Source organism: Pandoraea terrae, assembly GCF_902459695.1.
GTDB lineage: Bacteria > Pseudomonadota > Gammaproteobacteria > Burkholderiales > Burkholderiaceae > Pandoraea > Pandoraea terrae.
Window position 1 is genome coordinate 75,387 of record NZ_CABPRZ010000023.1, and the last position, 19,522, is coordinate 94,908.

A 19,522-nucleotide genomic window follows, 5' to 3' on the forward strand; every position below is an offset into this window, starting at 1 on the left:
AAACGTCCGAAAAGCCGGCGTGATCGCCCTCCCCGGTGCATGTGCGCATTTGCCGCCGCCGGCCTCCCCTCCAGAACGGGATCCATGAACGCTCTTGTCAATGACGATTCGGCGGACGCACTGCCGGAAGAAGAAAAAACCCGCTCGGGCATTCAGTCGATCGAAGTCGGCTTCAAGCTCATCGAGGTGCTTACGGATGCCTCGCAGGCGCTCATGCTGCGCGACCTCGCCCAATTGGCCGGCATGAACCCGGCCAAGGCGCACCGCTATCTCGTCAGCTTCCAGCGTCTGGGCCTGATCGTGCAGGACCCCGTCAACGGCCGTTACGACCTCGGCCCGTTCACGCTGCGCATGGGCCTGGCCCATCTCTCGCGCATCGACGCCTTCAAGGCGGCGCGCATTGCGCTGACCGAACTGCGCGACGCCATCGACCAGACCGTCGGCGTCGCCGTGTGGGGCAATCACGGACCGACCGTCGTCCACTGGATGGAATCGACACATCACATGCGTGTGCCGCTGCGTCTGGGCGACGTCATGCCGCTGCTCGATTCCGCCGCCGGCCGCCTGTTCGCCGCCTATCTGCCCGCCCGGCAGACTGAAGCGCTTATCGACGCCGCGCTCGAAGCGCAACGCGCATCGCCCCGCAAGTATTTGCCGTCCACGCGGGCCGAGTACGACGCCGTGCTGGCCGACGTACGCAAGCACCGCGCCGCGCGCGTCGAGGGCACATTGCTGCCGTCAGTGAACGCGTTCTGCATGCCTGTGTTCGACGCCACCGGCCAATTGGTCATGGGCCTGATGGCGCTGGGCCCCGAAAACCGCTTCGACGCACGCTGGGGCGGCCCGGTCGACCGGGCGCTGCGCGCGCTGGCCGAACGCCTGTCGGCCGATCTCGGCCACGGCAACGCGTAGAACGCCGGGGCGCCTTCGCGGTCGAACCCGTATGACGTCTCCGCCCATGCCGCCCAGCTCTCCCCGCGCGCTTCGTGCATCCCGCCCCAGTGGCACCGCGCGGCCTTCCCGCCGGGGTGCCATCTGGATTGCCGTGGCGTTGACCGTGCTGGCCGTGCACGGCGGCGTCGCGTGGTGGGTCGCCGGTCATCGCACGCCGCTCGACGACACCCCGGTCCCGGAAGTTCCTATCGTCCTGATTCCGCTGCGTCCCGTCGCGCCGCCCGCGCCACCGGCACCGAGGCCGAAGCCCAGAGCCGTACCGAAGCCAGCCCCCGCCAAGCCGGCACCGCCCGACACGCTCGCCGCACCCGCGACCGCCGTCACGCCCGGCCCTGCGCCGTCCGACACGACGCAAGCCGGCGCGGGCGATACCGCCAGCGCCACGTCCGCCAGTGCCGCAACGGCGAGCAGCGCGGCTGCGCCTGCCGATACGGACCGCTTCGATCCGCCGCCGACCGTCACGCTCACCTACGACGCGCTGATGAACGGCGTACGCAACCAGACCGGTGAGCTGCACTGGGTCAATGACAACGGCCACTACGCGCTCAATGTCGCGGTACCGATCATTTTCTTCGGCACGTTCGAATTCACCAGCGCCGGCAGTTTCGACGCCAACGGCATTGCGCCGTCACGTTACGTGGAAAAGCGCGGCCGCCGCGCCGAATACGTGACCGACTTCCGCCGCGACGCCGCGCCGGCCCTCGCCTTCTCCCGCACCGGCCAAACCGCGCCGCTCGCCCCCGGCGCGCAGGACCGTTTCAGCGTCATGATGCAATTGGCCGGTCTGGTACGCGGCAACCCCGAACGTTACGCGCAGCTTGGCGTTACGCACGAGTTCACCGTAGCGGATACGGACAGCAGTGAAGTCTGGCCGGTGCAGTACGTCGGCAAGGAAATGCTGCGCGGGCCCGACGGCTATCTGGAAACCCGCCATTTCACCCGCCTGCCGCGTAAGGACGGCGACCGCCGCCGCGTCGACATCTGGCTCGCGCCCGAACTCGGCTGGCTGCCCGTGCGGGTGCGCCAGGTCGAGCCGAGCGGCAATGAGTTCGAACTGATCTTCCAGCGCAAGACCGATCGCTGACGGCCCATTCGCGCCCCTGTTGTCCGCACGCGACGGCGACAGTGCAGATATTTGCGGATGCTGACATAATCAGTATCAGTTCCCACGTCTTTCGAACGAGAAGAGGCGGGCCCAATGAAAGTAAGCGCTAACGGCGTTTCCCTGCACTACGCAGTCAACGGGCACGGCCCCTGGCTCACGCTGGCGCATCCGCTCGGCGCCGACCTGACCATCTGGGACGATTTCGTCCCGGCGCTCGCCGAACATTACACCGTATTACGCTACGACAGCCGCGGGCACGGCCACAGCCAGGTCACGATAGGCCCGTACACGATCGAGCAGCTTGCCGCCGACGCTGCCGCACTGCTTTCCGCCCTTGAGATCCCGCGCACGCATTTCGCCGGCGTGTCGATGGGCGGCGCGGTCGCCCAGCAGTTGGCGCTCGACGCCCCGGAGCGCATAACGTCCCTGATCCTGATCGATACGACCGCCGGATACGATCCGGCCGATGCCGCCACGCTCGAGCAACGCGCGGTCATCGCGCGCGCCGGCGGCATGAAGGACCTCGTCGACGGCACGCTGACGCGCTGGTTGACGGAGCGATTCCGCCATCATGAACGCGAAGCGACAGAACGCATTCGCCAACGCTTTCTCACCACCTCGACGGAAGGCTTCGCCGCGTCCTGCGAGGCGCTGCAGGGGTTCGACATCCGGGAGCGCCTGGGCGAAATCGAGGCGCCGACGTTGGTGCTCGTGGGCGAACATGATCCGAGCACGCCCGTCGCCACGGCGAAGCTGATCGCCGACGGCATCCCGGGGGCGCGTCTGACGGTCATACCCGATGCCGCCCATCTCTCGATCGCCGAACAGAAACAGTTCGTTACCAAGGCGCTCGCAACATTTTTGAACGCCGACGCCTCTAACGTTTGAACCCCACAGGATTGACAGGATTTCTTCGACAAGGGAGGGCCAGGACAAGTGAATTCTTCAGTCGGTGTGCCGATATATGAATCAAGGGGCCCTGCCTCTTGAATTCTTGCCTCGTCACCCCATTTGGGGTATCAAGGACCTTGCAGGAACACCAGGAGAGTTGCCATGCTCATGATTTATAACAGCCCGAATTACTGTGTCGTCGAGTTTGCCGCGGATAACGGCACGCACGCGCTATCTGCAGGCGGCTATGAAATCGTGGACAAAACTGCCGGCCGTGAGATTTTTCTCGACGGCACGCTTGCCCGGCAATTCCGCGAAGAAGTGCAAAAACTGATCGCGTCGGAACCGTCCGAAGATGAAGTCGACGAATTCCTTGCGCAGTTTGACAGCTTCATGACCAGTCCCGTGGTGCTCCACTAACCCGTCCGGCCCCGATGCCGCAGGCATTTGCGGGGCCGCGAACGAAAAACCCCTCGGTGGCAGAGGGGTTTTTTTATGTGCCGCCTGCGGGCCGCGCGGCGGGTCAGCACTGCTCCCACGGCAAGCCGTCGTGCCGCCAGCCATTGACCGCATTGCGATGGTGCGTGCCGTCCAGGTCGCCTTCGAAACCGTGCGCCACGCCGTAGATGTTCAGGAAGCCGGCCGCTTCGAGCGCCTCTCCCGCCGCTGCGGTGCGGTTGCCACTACGGCAGATCAGCAGAATCGGGCGTTCGACGCCCGCGCCGACGAGTTTCCTGACCATCGGCACGAAATGCGGGTTGATCTCCCAGTCCGGGCCGTCGTTCCACGCGACGTGCATCGACCCGGCCGGATGGCCAACGAACAGGTATTCCATCTCGCTGCGGCAGTCGATGAAAAGCGCATTCGAATTCGCCTGCAGGAACTTTTGGGCAACGGTGGGGAGCAGGAATTCCATGAGTGTCGTTAAACAGGATTGGCGGGTATCGGCGAAATCGCGTTCTGCATCATAAGCTTACCGCGCCGCCAAACCCAGCGCTCGCGATAAAACCATTACAATTATAGGTTTCCCGGCATTCCGAAGGCGTCGTCCCATGAGCCCCGCTGTCCAATCCGCTACAAACGCCGATTTCACGACCTCCGCGCCCGTGTCCCGCTATACACGCGGCCAGGCACTGGTGACGCTGCTGCAGTCGCGCATCCTGATTCTCGACGGCGCGATGGGCACCATGATCCAGCGCTACAAGCTCAGTGAAACCCAGTACCGCGGCGAGCGCTTTGCGGACTTCCCGCACGACGTGAAGGGCAACAACGAGCTGCTGTCGCTCACGCGCCCGGACGTCATCAGCGAGATCCATCGCCAGTACCTGGCGGCGGGCGCGGATATCCTGGAGACGAACACCTTCGGTGCGACCACCATCGCCCAGGCCGACTACCGCATGGAAGACCTGGCCGACGAGATGAACCTCGAATCGGCCCGCCTGGCGCGCGCCGCGTGCGACGAATACTCGACCCCGGACAAGCCGCGTTTCGCCGCCGGCGCGATCGGGCCGACGCCGAAGACCGCCAGCATCAGCCCGGACGTGAACGATCCCGGCGCGCGCAACGTCGACTTCGAGCAGCTTCGCGCGGCCTATTACGCGCAGGCGAAAGCGCTGCTCGACGGCGGCGTCGACCTGTTCCTCGTCGAGACGATCTTCGACACGCTCAACGCCAAGGCCGCCTTGTTCGCGCTCGACGAGCTGTTCGAAGACACTGGCGAGGTACTGCCGATCATGATCTCGGGCACCGTAACCGACGCATCCGGCCGGATTCTGTCCGGGCAGACGGTCGAAGCGTTCTGGAACTCGCTGCGCCACGCCAAGCCGCTGACCTTCGGCCTGAACTGCGCCTTGGGCGCAACGCTGATGCGGCCGTACATCGCCGAACTGGCGAAGCTGTGCGACACCTTCGTGTCCGTGTATCCGAACGCCGGCTTGCCGAACCCGATGAGCGATACCGGCTTCGACGAGACCCCTGACGTGACATCGGGCCTGCTCAAGGAATTTGCGCAGGCCGGGCTCGTCAACGTGGCGGGCGGCTGCTGCGGCACGACGCCCGAGCATATCGCCGAGATCGCGCAGGCCCTGGCGTCGATCAAGCCGCGCCGCTGGCCGTCGCAGTACCGCGACGCGAATACACTGGAAGAAGACGACGCCGCCTGAGCGCCGAGACGTTGCCCCCTAATGCCATATGGCGCGCCGAGTCGCGCCGCTGATTGGATTCACCCCATGAGCCAACCGATTTTCGTCCCGCCGATGCGCCTGTCCGGCCTTGAACCGTTCAACGTCGGCGCCGGCACGCTGTTCGTCAACGTCGGCGAACGCACCAACGTCACCGGTTCGAAGGCCTTCGCCCGCATGATCCTTAACGGCCAGTTCGACGAAGCGCTGGCGGTGGCGCGCCAGCAGGTCGAGAACGGCGCGCAGGTCATCGACATCAACATGGACGAAGCCATGCTTGATTCGAAGGCGGCCATGGTGCGCTTCCTGAATCTGATCGCGTCCGAGCCGGATATCGCGCGTGTGCCGATCATGATCGACTCGTCCAAATGGGAAGTGATCGAGGCGGGTCTCAAGTGCGTGCAGGGCAAGGCGATCGTCAATTCGATCTCGCTCAAGGAAGGCCATGCGCAGTTCGTGCATCACGCCAACCTGATCCGCCGCTACGGTGCGGCGGCCGTCGTCATGGCGTTCGACGAGTCGGGCCAAGCCGACACCTACGAGCGCAAGACGCAGATCTGCGAACGCAGCTATCGCGTGCTGGTTGACGAAGTCGGTTTTCCGCCCGAAGACATTATCTTCGATCCGAACATCTTCGCGATCGCGACCGGCATCGAAGAGCACAACAACTACGCTGTCGACTTCATCAACGCCACGCGCTGGATCAAGCAAAACCTGCCTGGCGCGAAAATCAGCGGCGGTGTGTCCAACGTATCGTTCTCGTTCCGCGGCAACGATCTCGTGCGCGAAGCGATCCACACCGTCTTCCTGTATCACGCGATCCAGGCCGGCATGGACATGGGCATCGTCAACGCCGGCCAGCTCGGCGTCTACGAAAACCTCGACCCGGAGCTGCGCGAGCGCGTCGAAGACGTCGTGCTCAACCGGCGCGACGACGGCACCGAACGCCTGCTCGAAATCGCCGACCGCTTCAAGGGCGGCGGGGCCAAGCGTGAAGAAAACCTCGAATGGCGCAACCAGCCGGTCGAGGCGCGCCTGTCGCACGCGCTGGTGCACGGCATCACGACCTTCATCGTCGAAGATACCGAGGAAGTCCGTCAGAAAATCGAAACCGCCGGTGGACGTCCGATCCAGGTCATCGAAGGCCCGCTCATGGACGGCATGAACGTCGTCGGCGACCTGTTCGGCGCCGGCAAGATGTTCCTGCCGCAAGTGGTCAAGAGCGCGCGCGTCATGAAGCAGGCCGTCGCGCATCTCGTGCCGTTCATCGAGGAAGAGAAGGCGCGCATGGCAGCCGCGGGCGCCGACGTGCGCTCGAAAGGCAAGATCGTCATCGCGACCGTCAAGGGCGACGTGCATGACATCGGCAAGAACATCGTCACCGTCGTGCTTCAGTGCAACAACTTTGAAGTCGTCAACATGGGCGTCATGGTGCCCTGCGCCGAAATCCTCGCCAAGGCGAAGGAAGAAGGCGCGGACATCATCGGACTGTCGGGCCTGATCACGCCGAGCCTCGAAGAAATGGCCTACGTCGCCTCGGAAATGCAGCGCGACGACTACTTCCGGCTGCGCAGCATCCCGCTGCTGATCGGCGGCGCCACGACCTCACGCGTGCACACGGCCGTGAAGATCGCACCGCATTACGAAGGGCCGGTCATTTACGTGCCGGACGCCTCGCGTTCGGTGTCCGTCGCTTCGAACCTGCTGTCGGATGATGCTGCGGCGAAGTATCTCGAGGACGTCAAGGCCGATTACGACCGGGTGCGCAAGCAGCACGCCAGCCGCAAAGCGACACCGATGGTGTCGCTCGAGACCGCCCGTGCGAACAAGTTCAAGATCGACTGGGCGCATTACACGCCGCCGAAGCCGAAGTTCATTGGCCGCCGTGTGTTCAAGAACTATGACTTGTCTGAATTGTCCCAGTACATCGACTGGGGGCCGTTCTTCCAGACGTGGGACCTCGCGGGTCCGTATCCGGCAATTCTGAACGACGCGATCGTGGGCGACTCTGCGCGGCGTGTATTCTCCGACGGCAAGAGCATGTTGAATCAACTGATCCAGGGTCGCTGGCTGACGGCCAACGGCGTGATCGCGATGATGCCGGCCAACGTGGTGAACGACGACGACATCGAGATCTATACGGATGAATCGCGCACTGAAGTTGCGATGACGTGGCATAACCTGCGTCAGCAGACGGAACGCCCGGTGGTCGACGGCGTGCTTCGTCCGAACCGCTGCCTGGCCGATTTCATCGCGCCCAGGAGCAGCGGCGTGGCCGACTACATCGGCATGTTCGCGGTTACGGCGGGGTTGGGCGTCGAGCAGAAGGAAGTCCAGTTCCTGGCCGATCACGACGACTACAACGCGATCATGCTCAAGGCGCTGGCCGATCGTCTGGCAGAGGCATTCGCCGAGTGCATGCATGCGCGCGTACGGAAGGACTTCTGGGGCTATGTTCCCGACGAGGCGCTCGATAATGACGCACTGATCAAGGAGGAGTATCGCGGCATCCGTCCGGCCCCCGGATATCCGGCGTGTCCGGAGCATTCCGTCAAGGGACCGATGTTCGACTTCCTGAAAGCGTACGAGATTCACATGAGCGTGACGGAATCGATGGCGATGCTGCCGGCGGCGAGCGTCTCCGGCTTCTATCTGTCGCATCCGGACAGCACATACTTCAGTGTGGGCAAGATCGAACAGGATCAGGTTGAGGACTTCATGCGCCGCGCGCGTGTCGATGCCGCCACCGCGCGTCGCCTGCTCGCCCCCCAATTGTCGTAATCCCCCCCACGGGGCGCGCGTGGCATGGCGTCACGCGCGCGTCACACGTTGCTTGTACCGTCCAGTGCCGTTCGCCCGGCACGGGCGCATACGTTTGATGAGACGCATTCATGCACGCCATCGAGAACTTCCAGCTCACGCCCTTCCTCAACACGCTCATCAGCCTGTTGGCTGCGTTCATTCTCGGCAGCATCATCGGGCTTGAGCGGCAATTCCGCCAACGCACGGCCGGCTTGCGCACAAACGTACTGGTCGCCGTTGGCGCGGCTGCGTTCGTCGACCTCAGCATGCGGCTCATGCCCGGCGACACGCGCGTCATCGCCTACGTTGTCTCGGGCGTCGGGTTTCTCGGTGCGGGCGCGATCATGAAGGATGGCGCGTCGGTGCGGGGACTTAATACGGCCGCGACCCTGTGGGGCTCGGCGGCGGTGGGCGCGGCCGCCGGCGCCGGGATGATGGCCGAGGCGGTGCTGGTCGCGGCTCTCGTGCTCGCGGCCAATACCCTGCTGCGGCCGGTCGTCAATCGCATCGACCGTTCGCCGATCAATGAGGCCACCGCCGAAGCCACCTACGCGCTGTCCGTCATCTGCGCACGCATCACGCAGCGCGACGTGCTCGACAAGGTGGAAGCGTGGCTCGAGCAGTCGAATTATCCGTTGCGCGCGCTCGACATTCATCCGTTTGGCGAGGCCGAAGTCGAGATCGAGGCGCTGCTGTTGCCGCAGGCGGTCAAGGCCGGCGAACTCGATACGCTTACGGAACACCTGGAAGCACTACCGGGCGTCAATCAGGTTTTCTGGTCAAGCCGTTCGGATGACTAAGTTTATCTACTGACCTGCGGCATGCCGGGCATGTACCGTAATAGCATCCTTACAAACGATTACAAAGCCTTACAGCACGTCATGGGGTGCATCCCTACACTGAGGACTCACTGATGCAAGTGAAGCGCGGACGCCCCTCATTTTGGCGTCCGGTGCAAACATCAAAGGAGTCTGTCCATGAAGAAGCTGATGATCTCTGTCGCTGCCATTACTTTCGCTACCGCCTCTGCCCTGAGCTTTGCCCAAAGCGCGGGCGCCGGCGCTGCAGGCCAGGGCGCTGGCTCGATGACTTCGCCGGCGACCGCGATGCCGACCCAAGCCTCGCCGAGCTCCCCGCAAACGCCGACGCCGGGCACGCAAAGCGTGACGCCGAGCGACACGCAGTCGAGCGCGATGAGTTCGGACTCGAGCGCCCCGAAGACGAAGCACGCCACCAAGTCGAAGGCGAAGGCCAAGTCGCACAAGAGCACGGACGAAAACGCAACCAGCAAGGATGCTGCGCCGGGTTCGAAGGAATAAGTGCCAGCGCGCCATGCCGGCACCTTCTCCGCAGTCCTCGCCCGGTTGCATCCGGGTGCCGGCAAGACAAACAGGCATTATGTGAACCGCACCCCAAAGCTTGGACATCAGTCCAAGCTTTGGGGTATTCCTTTTTAGCATGCGTCTTTCCGATAGCCGGCGCATCCCTTGTCAATTTTTTGCTCGCGCCGGCTGCAACTGCTTCTCTTGCCTATTGATGCTCGCGCCGGCCGCCACTGCTCCTCTTGCCTATTGATGCTCGCGCCAGCCGCAGCATTGGCCCGCTTTCCGCTCCCGACAGAACACACGTACGCGGAAAGCGGGCCAACGCTCCGGCGAACCGCCATCGTTCCGTCGACACACTGCCTCAAGCCGCCCAATGCTTGCCCCGGTCTGACGCGACAGCCGTCTTCACCAGCCGCTCCACGCGGCATGCCGATTCCCGGACTCGCTCTCGAGGGACCGGCGTCGACTCCGATAATCGTCATGCCGTGACACCCCGGCGGTCCACACAGCCCCCGCGGCCTCGGGGCCGTAAACCGGACACGGGTTTCGACGTTCCGGCACCGTGCGACGCGCCCCGGTTCGTTGAAACCCTTCGGTGTACTCCGGCCTTATCGCGAAGGTCTCGGCTATAACGCGTCGATAACCTCCGGGATGCCATGCCATCCCGGCAAAGCTGCCGCTGCGGGCGGGCGTTACGCGGCAAGCGGCTGAGCACGCTCGATATAACACTTCCAACACAACAAAGTGGGATTGTGCCCGCTCAGCGCTGTCGTGGGGGTGAGAACGAGCGATCCGATACGCGAGAAGCGCGACCGACGTGGCCGCCGATGAACCACGTCGCACGATACGCAGTGGCGCGCCGAAATCTTCGTTCGGTTTACGGCCCCGAGGCCGCGGGGGCTGTGTGGACCGCCGGGGTATCACGGCATGACGATTATCGGAGTCGACGCCGGTCCCTCGAGAGCGAGTCCGGGAATCGGCATGCCGCGTGGAGCGGCTGGTGGAGACGGCTGTCGCGTCAGACTGGGGCAAGCATTGGGAGGCTTGAGGCAGTGTGTCGACGGAACGATGGCGGTTCGCCGGAGCGTTGGCCCGCTTTCCGCGTACGTGTGTTCTGTCGGGAGCGGAAAGCGGGCCAATGCTGCGGCTGGCGCGAGCATCAATAGGCAAGACGGGCAGTTGCACCCCGGCGCGAGCATCCATAGGCAAGACAAGAGGTTGCAGGCGACGCGAGCATCAATAGGCAAGAGGGGCAGTTGCGGCCGGCGCGAGCATCGATAGGCAAGAAAAGGGGCGATTGCCGCTGGCACGAACACAGATAGGCGAGAGAAGCCCACAAAAAAAGCCGTTCCGGACAACTTCGGAACGGCTTCCATTTTCTTGACCGAACAGCATCAGGCCCTGCGGCCTGCTTTTTCGTCTACCCGCCGGACGCGCGTTTCACACGCCCCACATCACCGCCACATGGGCCTTATGCGCCTCACGCAGCATATCGAGTAACGGGAAGGCGCGTTGCGCCAGGCGCATGCGATCGTCCTTCTCCCGTTCATCGCTGTCCTTGTTCTCGCTTTCCTTGTCGGCCGCGGCGCGGTCTTCCGCAATGGCCGCTTCGAGCTTCGCGATCGCGCCGGCCGTCTCTTCTTCCGAGATGACGCCGCGCTCACCCAGTTTCTTGCCGATGATGCCGAGCAGATGCGTCGCGAGATCTTCCAGCATCGTGAGGTTCTGCGACGCTTTCGATTTGAAGGTAATCAGCATGGTTGGCTCCCGATTTTTTGAGTTTTCGGACCGCGCGACGCCCAGCTCACCCGATGATCGGCAGACGGGGCACGCACCGCAACACGTGTCTGCGCCGTCATCGGCGCGCCGGCTTCGGCCTTGCAAACATCATACACCTGTTAAAATCGGACGCTGACGAATCATTTGCCCGCCCGGCCTGTGCCGGGCGCTTGGAATCACCCGCCATGCTACCCGCACAAAAGAACACCCTGATTGCGCTGATCGGCGACGTCGTGACCGGCCTCCTGCCCGCCACGGAAGCGCCCGCACTGCCCGCGATCCTGCTGGAACGTCCCAAAGTCGCCGCGCACGGCGACCTCGCCTGCAACGTCGCGCTGCAATTGGCCAAGCCTCTCAAGGCCAATCCGCGCGAGCTGGCGCAGCGTATCGCCGACGGCATCCTGGCCGATCCACGCGCCAAGGGCTTCGTCGACGCCGTCGAGATCGCCGGGCCGGGCTTCATCAACCTGCGTCTGGCAGTTGCCGCCAAGCAGGATGTCGCCCGCGAAATCCTGGCCTCCGGCAACGCCTTCGGCCGTCAGGCGCCCCAAACCGCCTCGCCGGTCCTGATCGAGTTCGTGTCGGCCAACCCAACCGGGCCGCTGCACGTCGGCCATGGCCGTCAAGCCGCACTCGGCGACGCCCTCGCGGAACTGCTCGCCACCCAGGGCCGCAAGGTGCATCGCGAGTTCTACTACAACGATGCGGGCGTGCAAATCCAGACGCTGGCGACCTCCGTGCAGGCCCGCGCCCGGGGCCTGAAGCCCGGCGACGACGGCTGGCCCGAAGCCGCCTACAACGGCGACTACATCGGCGACATCGCCCAGGATTTCCTCGCCGGCAAGACCGTTCAGGCGTCCGACGGCGAACCGGTCACCGGCAGCGGCAACGCCGACGACATCGCGTCGATCCGCGCCTTCGCCGTGGCCTACCTGCGCCGCGAGCAAGACCTCGACCTGCAGACGTTCGGCGTCAAGTTCGATCAGTACTATCTCGAATCGTCGCTGTACACCGACGGCAGCGTCGAACGCACTGTGCAGGCGCTCATCGATGCCGGCGTGACCTACGAGCAGGACGGCGCGCTGTGGCTGCTCACGACCGACTACGGCGACGACAAAGACCGCGTGATGCGCAAGACGGACGGCACGTATACCTATTTCGTGCCCGACGTCGCCTACCACACGCGCAAGTGGCAACGCGGCTTCGAGAAAGTCATCAACGTGCAGGGCTCGGACCACCACGGCACGATCGCACGCGTGCGTGCGGGCCTGCAGGCGCTCGGCATCGGGATTCCGAAGGGCTACCCGGACTACGTGCTGCACAAGATGGTGACCGTCATGCGCAATGGCGAAGAGGTCAAGATCTCCAAGCGCGCCGGCAGCTACGTCACGGTGCGCGACCTGATCGAATGGTCGGGCGGCCTGACGCCGGAAGCCCCGGAAGTCGTTGGCGCGGCCCGCGATGAAGCCCTGCGCCGCGGACGCGACGCCGTGCGCTTCTTCCTGATCTCGCGCAAGGCGGATACGGAATTCGTGTTCGACGTCGATCTCGCGCTTCAACAGAACGACGAGAATCCGGTGTACTACGTACAGTACGCCCATGCGCGCATCTGCTCGATCCTCACGCAATGGGGCGGCGATGCGACAGCGTTGGCGAACGTCGACCTGAGCCCGCTCACCAGCGAACGCGCTACGGCGCTGCTGCAATTACTCGCCGAGTATCCGGACATGCTCACGCGCGCGGCCGAGGAATTGGCGCCGCACTCGGTGGCGTTCTATCTGCGCGATCTCGCTGGCGCCTTTCACTCGTTCTACAACGCGGACCGCGTCCTCGTCGACGACGAGACCGTCAAGCAGGCGCGTCTGGCCTTGCTGGCCGCAACGCGGCAAGTACTGCAGAACGGCCTGGCCGTGCTCGGTGTGTCCGCGCCCGCCAAGATGTAAGCGTGACCGGCAACCCGATGCGCCATGCCGATTCACCGGCATGGCGCATCGGGATACCTCCCCAGCGCCGGATTGGGCGCGCGGGAACCAGACGGCCCTCGCTATAATCCACAACACTCCGATCAGCACTCTGTAAGGACGGAATCGATTCGATGGCAAACAAACGCCGGCCAACCCGCCAATGGGGCGGCACATTCCTGGGCATCGTGCTTGGCCTGATCGTCGGCCTCGCGGTGGCGGTAGTCGTAGCGCTCTACATCACCAAGACACCGACCCCGTTCGTCGAAAAAACGCCGCCACGCCCCGTGGAAAACTCGCCGGCCGCCCAGGCACCGGACCCCAACAAGGCCCTGCAGAGCAAGACGCCGTTACCGAACGCCACACCCATAGCCCCGACGGAACCCGCGTCGCAGCCGAGCGCGGCCATGCCGGCGGTACCCGGTGTGCCAGGCGTACCGGGGGTACCTGGCGTGCCCGCAACGACGGCGCCGCCGGTCACGCCGCCGCAAGCCACGACACCGCCCGCCAAGCCGTCGCCGGCCGACATCCTGAACGGCAAGACCAGCGACGCGGGCAACCATGTCGCGACGAAGCCTGCCGCGACTGCCGCCCCGACTGCCGCGCCGACCACCCCGCCGCCGACTGCCGCGGCTGACGACGCGAAAACCGGCTACTTCCTGCAAGTCGGCGCCTTCAAGTCGCAAACCGACGCCGAACAGCAGCGTGCCCGGCTGGCGCTACAGGGATTCGAAGCGAAAATCACGCAACGCGATGCCAACGGGCTCGTGCTGTATCGCGTGCGCATGGGGCCGTACGGCAAGCTCGACGAAATGAACCGGGTCCGTCAGCGTCTGCAGGACGCCGGCGTCGATACGGCCGTCATTCGCTTCACCAAGCAATAAGCCGGCGGACGCGGCGCCATGCGCCGCCGACGAAGGCAAGTACCCGTTGGACCGGGGCGACGACGAAAACTCATCGTCCCGGCGTTGAACCCGGGGCCGCACTGCCGGTCCTAGTTTTCGTCCTCTCGGAGGACTCGCGTGCCCGTATCGGGAACTCGTCGAGCCACGATCAGGCCATTCGTCCGATCCATTTTCCGTCATCGAACATGAAAAAAATTCTTGGTGCCGTTCTGGTTTCCCTCGGGTTTCTTGCCGGCACGGCATCCGCCTCGCCGGCCGCGCCGGTGGCCGGCGTCGACTACACCGTCCTGCAATCGCCGCAACCGACCGATTCGGCCGGGAAGATCGAAGTCACCGAATTCTTCTGGTACGGCTGCCCGCATTGCAACGCACTGGAGCCGTCGCTCGAACAATGGGTGAAAAAGCAACGCAAGGACATCGTTTTCAAACGCGTGCCGGTCGCCTTCCAGGACCGTTTCGAGCCGCATACGCGGATGTTCTACGCGCTGGTCACGCTGGGCCGTGAAGCCGATCTGACACCGAAGGTGTTTCACGCGATTCACGACGAGAAGAACTACCTGCTGACGTCGCAAACGCAGGCCGACTACCTCGCGCAGTTCGGTGTCGACAAGAAGGCGTATCTCGACGCCTACAACTCGTTCACTACGCAAACCAACGTGAAGCGCGCGAAGGCGCTGACCGATGCGTACAAGATCGACGGCGTGCCTGCGCTTGCGATCCAGGGCAAGTATCTTGCCTCACCGGCCACGACGGGCGACGCGCTGACGAAGGCGGGTCATCCGCCGAAGACGGAGCAGGAAACGTTTGACGCTGCCTTGCAGACGGTCGACTCGATCATCCAGCAAGTCCGGGCCAAGAAGCTCTAAGCCGACACCCCACGCCCGGCACACGCCGGGCTTTTGCATTTCATGGCCACGGAAACGCAATCCCCCAAGGTTTTCATCACGGGCGCCACCAGCGGCATCGGCGAAGCGCTCGCGCGTCACTACGCCGCGCAAGGGGCCATACTCGGCCTCGTCGGCCGGCGCGGCGAGCGGCTGGCCGAGCTCGCCGAATCCCTGCCGCACCCGCACGCCGTCCAGTGCTATGCGCTCGACGTGCGCGATACCCGCGCCTTGCGCGCAGCCGCAGCGGACTTCATGGCGCGGCACGGCTGCCCTGACATCGTCATCGCCAACGCCGGCATCAGCCACGGCGTCCATACCGAAGATCCGGAAGACCTCCAGCACTTTGAAGCGGTGATGGCCACCAACTGGCTCGCCATGGTGGCGACCTTCGGGCCGTTCGTGGGCCCCATGCGCGCGCGCCGAAGCGGTGCGCTGGTCGGTATCGCAAGCGTCGCCGGCGTGCGCGGATTGCCGGGCCACGGGGCGTACAGCGCTTCCAAGGCTGCGGCGGCGACATATCTGGAGAGCCTGCGCGTCGAATTGCGCGGTGACAAGGTGGGGGTCGTGACCATCGCCCCGGGCTACATCCGCACACCGATGACGCACGGCAATCCCTTCCCGATGCCGTTTCTGATGGATGTCGACAAATTCGCCAGACGCGCGGCGCACGCGATTGCGCGGCGCAAGCGTTACGTCGTGCTGCCTTGGCCGATGGGCGTCGTGGCCTGGCTGATGCGCCGGCTGCCGCGTTGGCTCTACGATGCCGCCTTCGCACGCGCCCCGCGCAAGCCGCGACTGGCGGACAAAGCCCGGGACGCCGCCGGATCGCGCCCACCGAACTCGCCCTGAGTTCGCCGACGCCATGCCTGACGCACTGTTCGTCGACGCCGTAGGCCGTCATCATGCGCTCGCCGGCCACGACTGCCGCATCGTGAGTCTTGTGCCCAGCCTGACCGAACTGCTGTTCGCCTTGGGGTTGGACGACAGGATCGTCGGGCGCACCGGTTTCTGCGTCCATCCGCGCGAGCGCGTTGCGAATCTTCCAAAAGTCGGTGGCACCAAGGCGGTCAAACTCGATCGTCTGCGTGCCCTCGCGCCGACGCACGTGATCGTCAACATCGACGAAAACGAACGCGACACGGTCGACGAGATCGCGGCATTCGTCCCGAACGTCATCGTCACGCATCCGTGCGCACCGGACGACAACATCGCGCTGTACCACTTGCTCGGCGGCATCTTCGGGCGATTGCCGGAGGCACAGGCCTTGAGCGTGGCGCTGCAACACGGCATCGACACATTGCGCGCGGCCGCCTGGCCGCAACGGCGGGTGCTCTATCTCATTTGGCGCGCCCCATGGATGACGGTGTCCCCCGACACCTACATTTCCGCGATGCTGCGCCTCGTCGAGTGGCGGACGATGCCGGCATCGCCCGCCGTCCGCTATCCGGTCGTCGAGCTTGACGATACAACCTTGGCGGATATCGACCTCATCCTCCTGTCGACCGAGCCCTATCGCTTTCGTGAAACACACGTCGCCGAAATACAGGCGATGACAGGCAAGCCGGTGCGGCTTGTCGACGGCGAGATGATCTCCTGGTATGGCAGCCGGGCGATCGCTGGACTGGCCTACCTGCGGGACTTCGCACAAGCGCCGGACTGAGCGGTCGAAATTGGATCGGTATGCGACCGATCGTATTATTTACCCGTTGTGGTGCATGGCGGGGGATTGCGCTAGAGTGATCGGGTTGCAAACAGGTCTTGCCGCCACCTGGTCAGCGGAAAGAGAAGCGGGCCGATCCGGCGCGATGCCGGCAGCGGACCCGACCGCGGCGTATCCCCATTGCAGGAGATCGACTCATGCAGGCAACTTCCACCGGCGCTCCGGCCATCGACCCGTCGCTGCGACGAAAGGCGGTCATCGGTTCCACGCTCGGCAACGCATTCGAGTGGTTCGACTTCACCGTCTACGGCCTCTTCGCCGTCGTCATCGCCAAACTGTACTTTCCCTCCGACAACGACACCAACTCCCTGCTTGCGAGCGTAGCGTCCCTGGGCGTGGCCTTTTTCTTCCGTCCGATCGGCGGGCTTCTCTTCGGCTTGTACGCCGACCGTGCCGGCCGCAAAGCCGCACTGTCGCTGATGGTCCTGATGATGGCGCTGGGAACCGGCTTGATCGGCCTCGCGCCCACCTATGCCGCGATCGGCTTCGCCGCGCCCTTGCTGATCCTTCTCGCGCGCGTGATCCAGGGGTTCTCGGCTGGCGGCGAATTTGGCGGATCGACGGCCATGCTGATCGAATTCGCGCCGCCGAACCTTCGCGGCTTCTATGGCAGCTTCCAGATGTGTTCGCAAGCCCTGGCGGTGGCATTCGCCGGGCTGTCCGCGTACATCCTCAACACGAATTTGACGAAAGAAGCCCTGGAATCGTGGGGCTGGCGGTTGCCGTTCCTGTTCGGCATCCTGATTGGCCCGGTGGGCTTCTACATTCGGCGCCGCATGACCGAATCGCCTGAATTTCTCGCCTATGTCGCAGCGCGCCCCTCTGAACACCGCTCCCCGTTGCGCGACGTCTTCGCGAATCACTACCGCGCACTGCTGGCGGGCTTCGGCCTGACTGTCGCGGCGACGACCTCGTTTTACGTGACATTGATCTACACTCCGATCTACGCCGTCAAACAACTGGGTCTGCCGCAGGGTTCCGCGAGCTTGTCGACATTCCTGGCCGCGATGCTGATTGCGGTACTCTGCCCGTTCACCGGATGGTTATCCGACCGCACCGGGCGCAAGGGGCTGATCCTGCTCTTCCTGTTGCTGTATGGTCTGCTGTCGTTCTGGATGTTCGGGCATCTGCATGCTGCGCCGTCGCTGGCCAACCTGCTGCTCGCGCAGATGGTTCCGGCGGTGTGCATGGGCTTCGTGTGGGGGGCGTTTCCGACGGCGGTGACCGAGGTTTTCCCCGTTGGCGTACGCTCGACGGGTGTCTCCATCCTGTACAACGTGTCCGTCATGCTCTTTGGCGGGTTGGCGCCGTTCTGGATTACGCTCCTGATCAAGGCCACGGCCAATCCGCTCGCGCCGGCGTGGTACATCCTCCTGTGCGTGACGATCAGCTTGCTGGCGTACGGCGTGATGGGTCGCCGAGGGCGTCCGGTCGACGCTCCGCAGCACGCATGATCCGGGAGTCATGACCACATAAAAAGGGGCGCAAGCGAAGCCGCGTAACATCGACGACTTACGGACCAGGCCGCCACTGCCTGACTCAAAACCAACCGGCCTCCACGGAACCCGAGGTGGTTCAGGTCTTGGTCGAGCGCGACGCGCTTGGCCGGGGCGGCTTCGGCGTCGCGCGCATTCTCCAGCGCATTGGCCTCCTTCGCGCGGTTGGTGACGAACACCCCTACCTCGCGCTGCAATGCCTCCACGATCTCGAAGCCGGCGCGGATCTCCTGCTCGTTAAAGATCTTGCCGCTCCCGTCACTCCTCGTAGCCGTAGTGCGGCGGAATCTTATAGCCCTCCGGGAACGCCGGCCACTTGAAGCGCGGGTCAATGACAGCCTTGCTCAGGTCATGCCGCAAGGCATCGAAGAAACTCATCAGGTTATGGGCATATCCGCGAGCATCAAGCAAAGCAGCCTGGGCCGCCAACAAATCTCCACGCGCAAGCGCTTTGTCGTAGAGATCGAGCGCGTTTTGCAGATAACCGACATCAGCTGCAAAGGATTCGTTGAGGTCGTCCTTCCAATCGATTTTCCATGCAAAGCTGTCCTTCTCTTCGTCCACGGCTTCAAGGTCGGTTTCGGACAGCCGAAGCAGTGGTAAACATTCTTCTCCGACGACACCGTCAAGCTCGGCGTGTCCTCCTCGTGGAACACGCACCGCATCACCCAGTCCCGTCCGCGACGCTTGATTTCATGGCCCTGTGCCTCGATCAGGCGCACCAGCGATACTTCCGCCTTCAGTCTCGTCGCCCCTGCTCCGGTATGCGCGGCATCCGCCCCTCCCGCTAAAACCCGTCAATAGACATGTTGAACGTTATTACTATAAACGCTGTAGTAGACAAACGTCGGGCCTCACAGGAGCGGCACATACAATGAACCCTTCATTGTTTTCATGGGGTTGCCCTGCCATGTCCGTGTTTTCCGAGCGGCTTCGCTTGCTGCGCACCGCGCGCCAGATCACTCAGGTTCGGCTCGCCGCGCTCATCGAGGTCGACCCGCGTGTCTACAATCGCTGGGAGCGCGGCGTGGCCATGCCGCAGTTCGAAACCGTCATCAGGATCGCCGACATCTTGCAGGTCAGCCTCGATGAACTCGCCGGGCGCTCGCCCGGCATCACCGAGCCAAGGATTCACAATCAGGAGTTGTTCAGCCTCCACCAGCAGGTAGACGCTTTACCCGATACCGATCAGAAGGCGCTCATCCTCGTCATCGACAGCTTCGTGAGGAAGTCCCAGGTGCAGAAGGTCATCAATCGCCGCAGATAGCGGCCAGGCAGGAGACGTACCGCAGTAAACAAGCGCGGGCCATGAGTGCGCTAACACCCACGGCCCGCTGACCACCAACAACTAATTCAGGTAGTTGCTCATGGCTAAGTCGCATCATAAGCCAGCCACGCCCGTGGCTGAACGTTTTCTTACCGTTTCGAGCCTTCACCGCCAGTGTAGTGGTCTAATGAACCCGGACACTGATTTAGGCGAGAATACTCGCCATGAAGAGGTGTCTGATGACCAAGCA

The 19,522-nt window shown here is 63.9% G+C and carries 19 protein-coding genes and 1 pseudogene; 15 read left to right on the plus strand and 5 right to left on the minus strand.

Going from position 1 to position 19,522, the window contains the following annotated elements; translation table 11 throughout:
- Positions 1-84: 84 nt before the first annotated feature.
- The 4 genes from PTE30175_RS21760 (at position 85) to PTE30175_RS21775 (ending at position 3,370) form a co-directional block, all read left to right on the plus strand.
- Entirely contained in the window at positions 85-912 is an 828-nt protein-coding gene (locus PTE30175_RS21760) for an IclR family transcriptional regulator (RefSeq protein WP_224788913.1), read from the plus strand.
- A 133-nt stretch (positions 913-1,045) separates the two neighbouring features.
- Positions 1,046-2,038, plus strand: coding sequence for a DUF3108 domain-containing protein (locus PTE30175_RS21765; RefSeq protein ID WP_150699156.1), 993 nt, complete (start codon positions 1,046-1,048; stop codon positions 2,036-2,038).
- A 114-nt stretch (positions 2,039-2,152) separates the two neighbouring features.
- Complete coding sequence (locus tag PTE30175_RS21770; RefSeq protein ID WP_150699157.1) at positions 2,153-2,947, plus strand: alpha/beta fold hydrolase; 795 nt, start codon at positions 2,153-2,155, stop codon at positions 2,945-2,947.
- Positions 2,948-3,112: 165 nt separating this feature from the next.
- Positions 3,113-3,370 (plus strand): BTH_I0359 family protein, encoded by a 258-nt coding sequence (locus tag PTE30175_RS21775; protein WP_150699158.1) that lies wholly within the window; start codon positions 3,113-3,115, stop codon positions 3,368-3,370.
- 103 nt (positions 3,371-3,473) lie between these two features.
- On the opposite strand, the gene PTE30175_RS21780 is transcribed toward PTE30175_RS21775, so the two are convergent.
- On the minus strand, positions 3,474-3,866 hold the full coding sequence (locus PTE30175_RS21780) for a rhodanese-like domain-containing protein (protein WP_150699159.1): 393 nt from the start codon (positions 3,864-3,866) through the stop codon (positions 3,474-3,476).
- A 136-nt stretch (positions 3,867-4,002) separates the two neighbouring features.
- Between PTE30175_RS21780 and PTE30175_RS21785 the strand changes: the two genes are divergently transcribed.
- The 4 genes from PTE30175_RS21785 to PTE30175_RS21800 all read left to right on the plus strand — a co-directional run bounded on the left by PTE30175_RS21785 (position 4,003) and on the right by PTE30175_RS21800 (position 9,251).
- Complete coding sequence (locus PTE30175_RS21785) at positions 4,003-5,112, plus strand: homocysteine S-methyltransferase family protein (RefSeq protein ID WP_150699160.1); 1,110 nt, start codon at positions 4,003-4,005, stop codon at positions 5,110-5,112.
- A 21-nt stretch (positions 5,113-5,133) separates the two neighbouring features.
- Positions 5,134-7,911, plus strand: a complete 2,778-nt coding sequence (metH, locus tag PTE30175_RS21790; protein ID WP_150699161.1) for a methionine synthase — start codon at positions 5,134-5,136, stop codon at positions 7,909-7,911.
- 110 nt (positions 7,912-8,021) lie between these two features.
- Complete coding sequence (locus PTE30175_RS21795) at positions 8,022-8,732, plus strand: MgtC/SapB family protein (RefSeq protein WP_150699162.1); 711 nt, start codon at positions 8,022-8,024, stop codon at positions 8,730-8,732.
- Positions 8,733-8,909: 177 nt separating this feature from the next.
- A complete protein-coding gene (locus PTE30175_RS21800) occupies positions 8,910-9,251 on the plus strand; it encodes a hypothetical protein (protein WP_150699163.1) in 342 nt (113 codons plus the stop codon).
- 1,446 nt (positions 9,252-10,697) lie between these two features.
- Here PTE30175_RS21800 and PTE30175_RS21805 read toward each other — a convergent pair.
- Positions 10,698-11,015 (minus strand): DUF1840 domain-containing protein, encoded by a 318-nt coding sequence (locus PTE30175_RS21805; protein ID WP_150699164.1) that lies wholly within the window; start codon positions 11,013-11,015, stop codon positions 10,698-10,700.
- Positions 11,016-11,221: 206 nt separating this feature from the next.
- Between PTE30175_RS21805 and argS the strand changes: the two genes are divergently transcribed.
- The 6 genes from argS (at position 11,222) to PTE30175_RS21835 (ending at position 17,963) form a co-directional block, all read left to right on the plus strand.
- Entirely contained in the window at positions 11,222-12,979 is a 1,758-nt protein-coding gene (argS, locus tag PTE30175_RS21810; RefSeq protein ID WP_150699165.1) for an arginine--tRNA ligase, read from the plus strand.
- A 152-nt stretch (positions 12,980-13,131) separates the two neighbouring features.
- The gene (locus PTE30175_RS21815; RefSeq protein ID WP_150699166.1) at positions 13,132-13,881 is read left to right on the plus strand and encodes an SPOR domain-containing protein; all 750 of its coding nucleotides are present in this window, start codon (positions 13,132-13,134) and stop codon (positions 13,879-13,881) included.
- A 206-nt stretch (positions 13,882-14,087) separates the two neighbouring features.
- Complete coding sequence (locus PTE30175_RS21820; protein WP_150699167.1) at positions 14,088-14,768, plus strand: thiol:disulfide interchange protein DsbA/DsbL; 681 nt, start codon at positions 14,088-14,090, stop codon at positions 14,766-14,768.
- Positions 14,769-14,810: 42 nt separating this feature from the next.
- Positions 14,811-15,638, plus strand: coding sequence for an SDR family oxidoreductase (locus PTE30175_RS21825; protein WP_150699168.1), 828 nt, complete (start codon positions 14,811-14,813; stop codon positions 15,636-15,638).
- A 13-nt stretch (positions 15,639-15,651) separates the two neighbouring features.
- Positions 15,652-16,449, plus strand: a complete 798-nt coding sequence (locus PTE30175_RS21830; RefSeq protein ID WP_420819666.1) for a helical backbone metal receptor — start codon at positions 15,652-15,654, stop codon at positions 16,447-16,449.
- Positions 16,450-16,646: 197 nt separating this feature from the next.
- Positions 16,647-17,963: an MFS transporter gene (locus PTE30175_RS21835; RefSeq protein ID WP_150699169.1), complete on the plus strand. Its 1,317-nt coding sequence runs from the start codon at positions 16,647-16,649 to the stop codon at positions 17,961-17,963.
- Positions 17,964-17,971: 8 nt separating this feature from the next.
- Here the strand turns inward: PTE30175_RS21835 and PTE30175_RS21840 are convergent, their stop codons facing one another.
- The 3 genes and pseudogenes from PTE30175_RS21840 to PTE30175_RS29275 all read right to left on the minus strand — a co-directional run.
- Entirely contained in the window at positions 17,972-18,211 is a 240-nt protein-coding gene (locus PTE30175_RS21840) for a hypothetical protein (RefSeq protein ID WP_150699170.1), read from the minus strand.
- A 52-nt stretch (positions 18,212-18,263) separates the two neighbouring features.
- Positions 18,264-18,569 (minus strand): hypothetical protein, encoded by a 306-nt coding sequence (locus PTE30175_RS28820; protein ID WP_224788914.1) that lies wholly within the window; start codon positions 18,567-18,569, stop codon positions 18,264-18,266.
- Between the two features lie 29 nt (positions 18,570-18,598).
- A pseudogene (locus PTE30175_RS29275) lies at positions 18,599-18,748 on the minus strand (CHC2 zinc finger domain-containing protein); the annotation flags it as partial.
- Positions 18,749-18,879: 131 nt separating this feature from the next.
- On the opposite strand from PTE30175_RS29275, the gene PTE30175_RS21850 reads away from it, so the two are divergent.
- Positions 18,880-19,272 (plus strand): helix-turn-helix domain-containing protein, encoded by a 393-nt coding sequence (locus PTE30175_RS21850; protein ID WP_150699171.1) that lies wholly within the window; start codon positions 18,880-18,882, stop codon positions 19,270-19,272.
- The last annotated feature ends 250 nt before the right edge of the window (positions 19,273-19,522 follow it).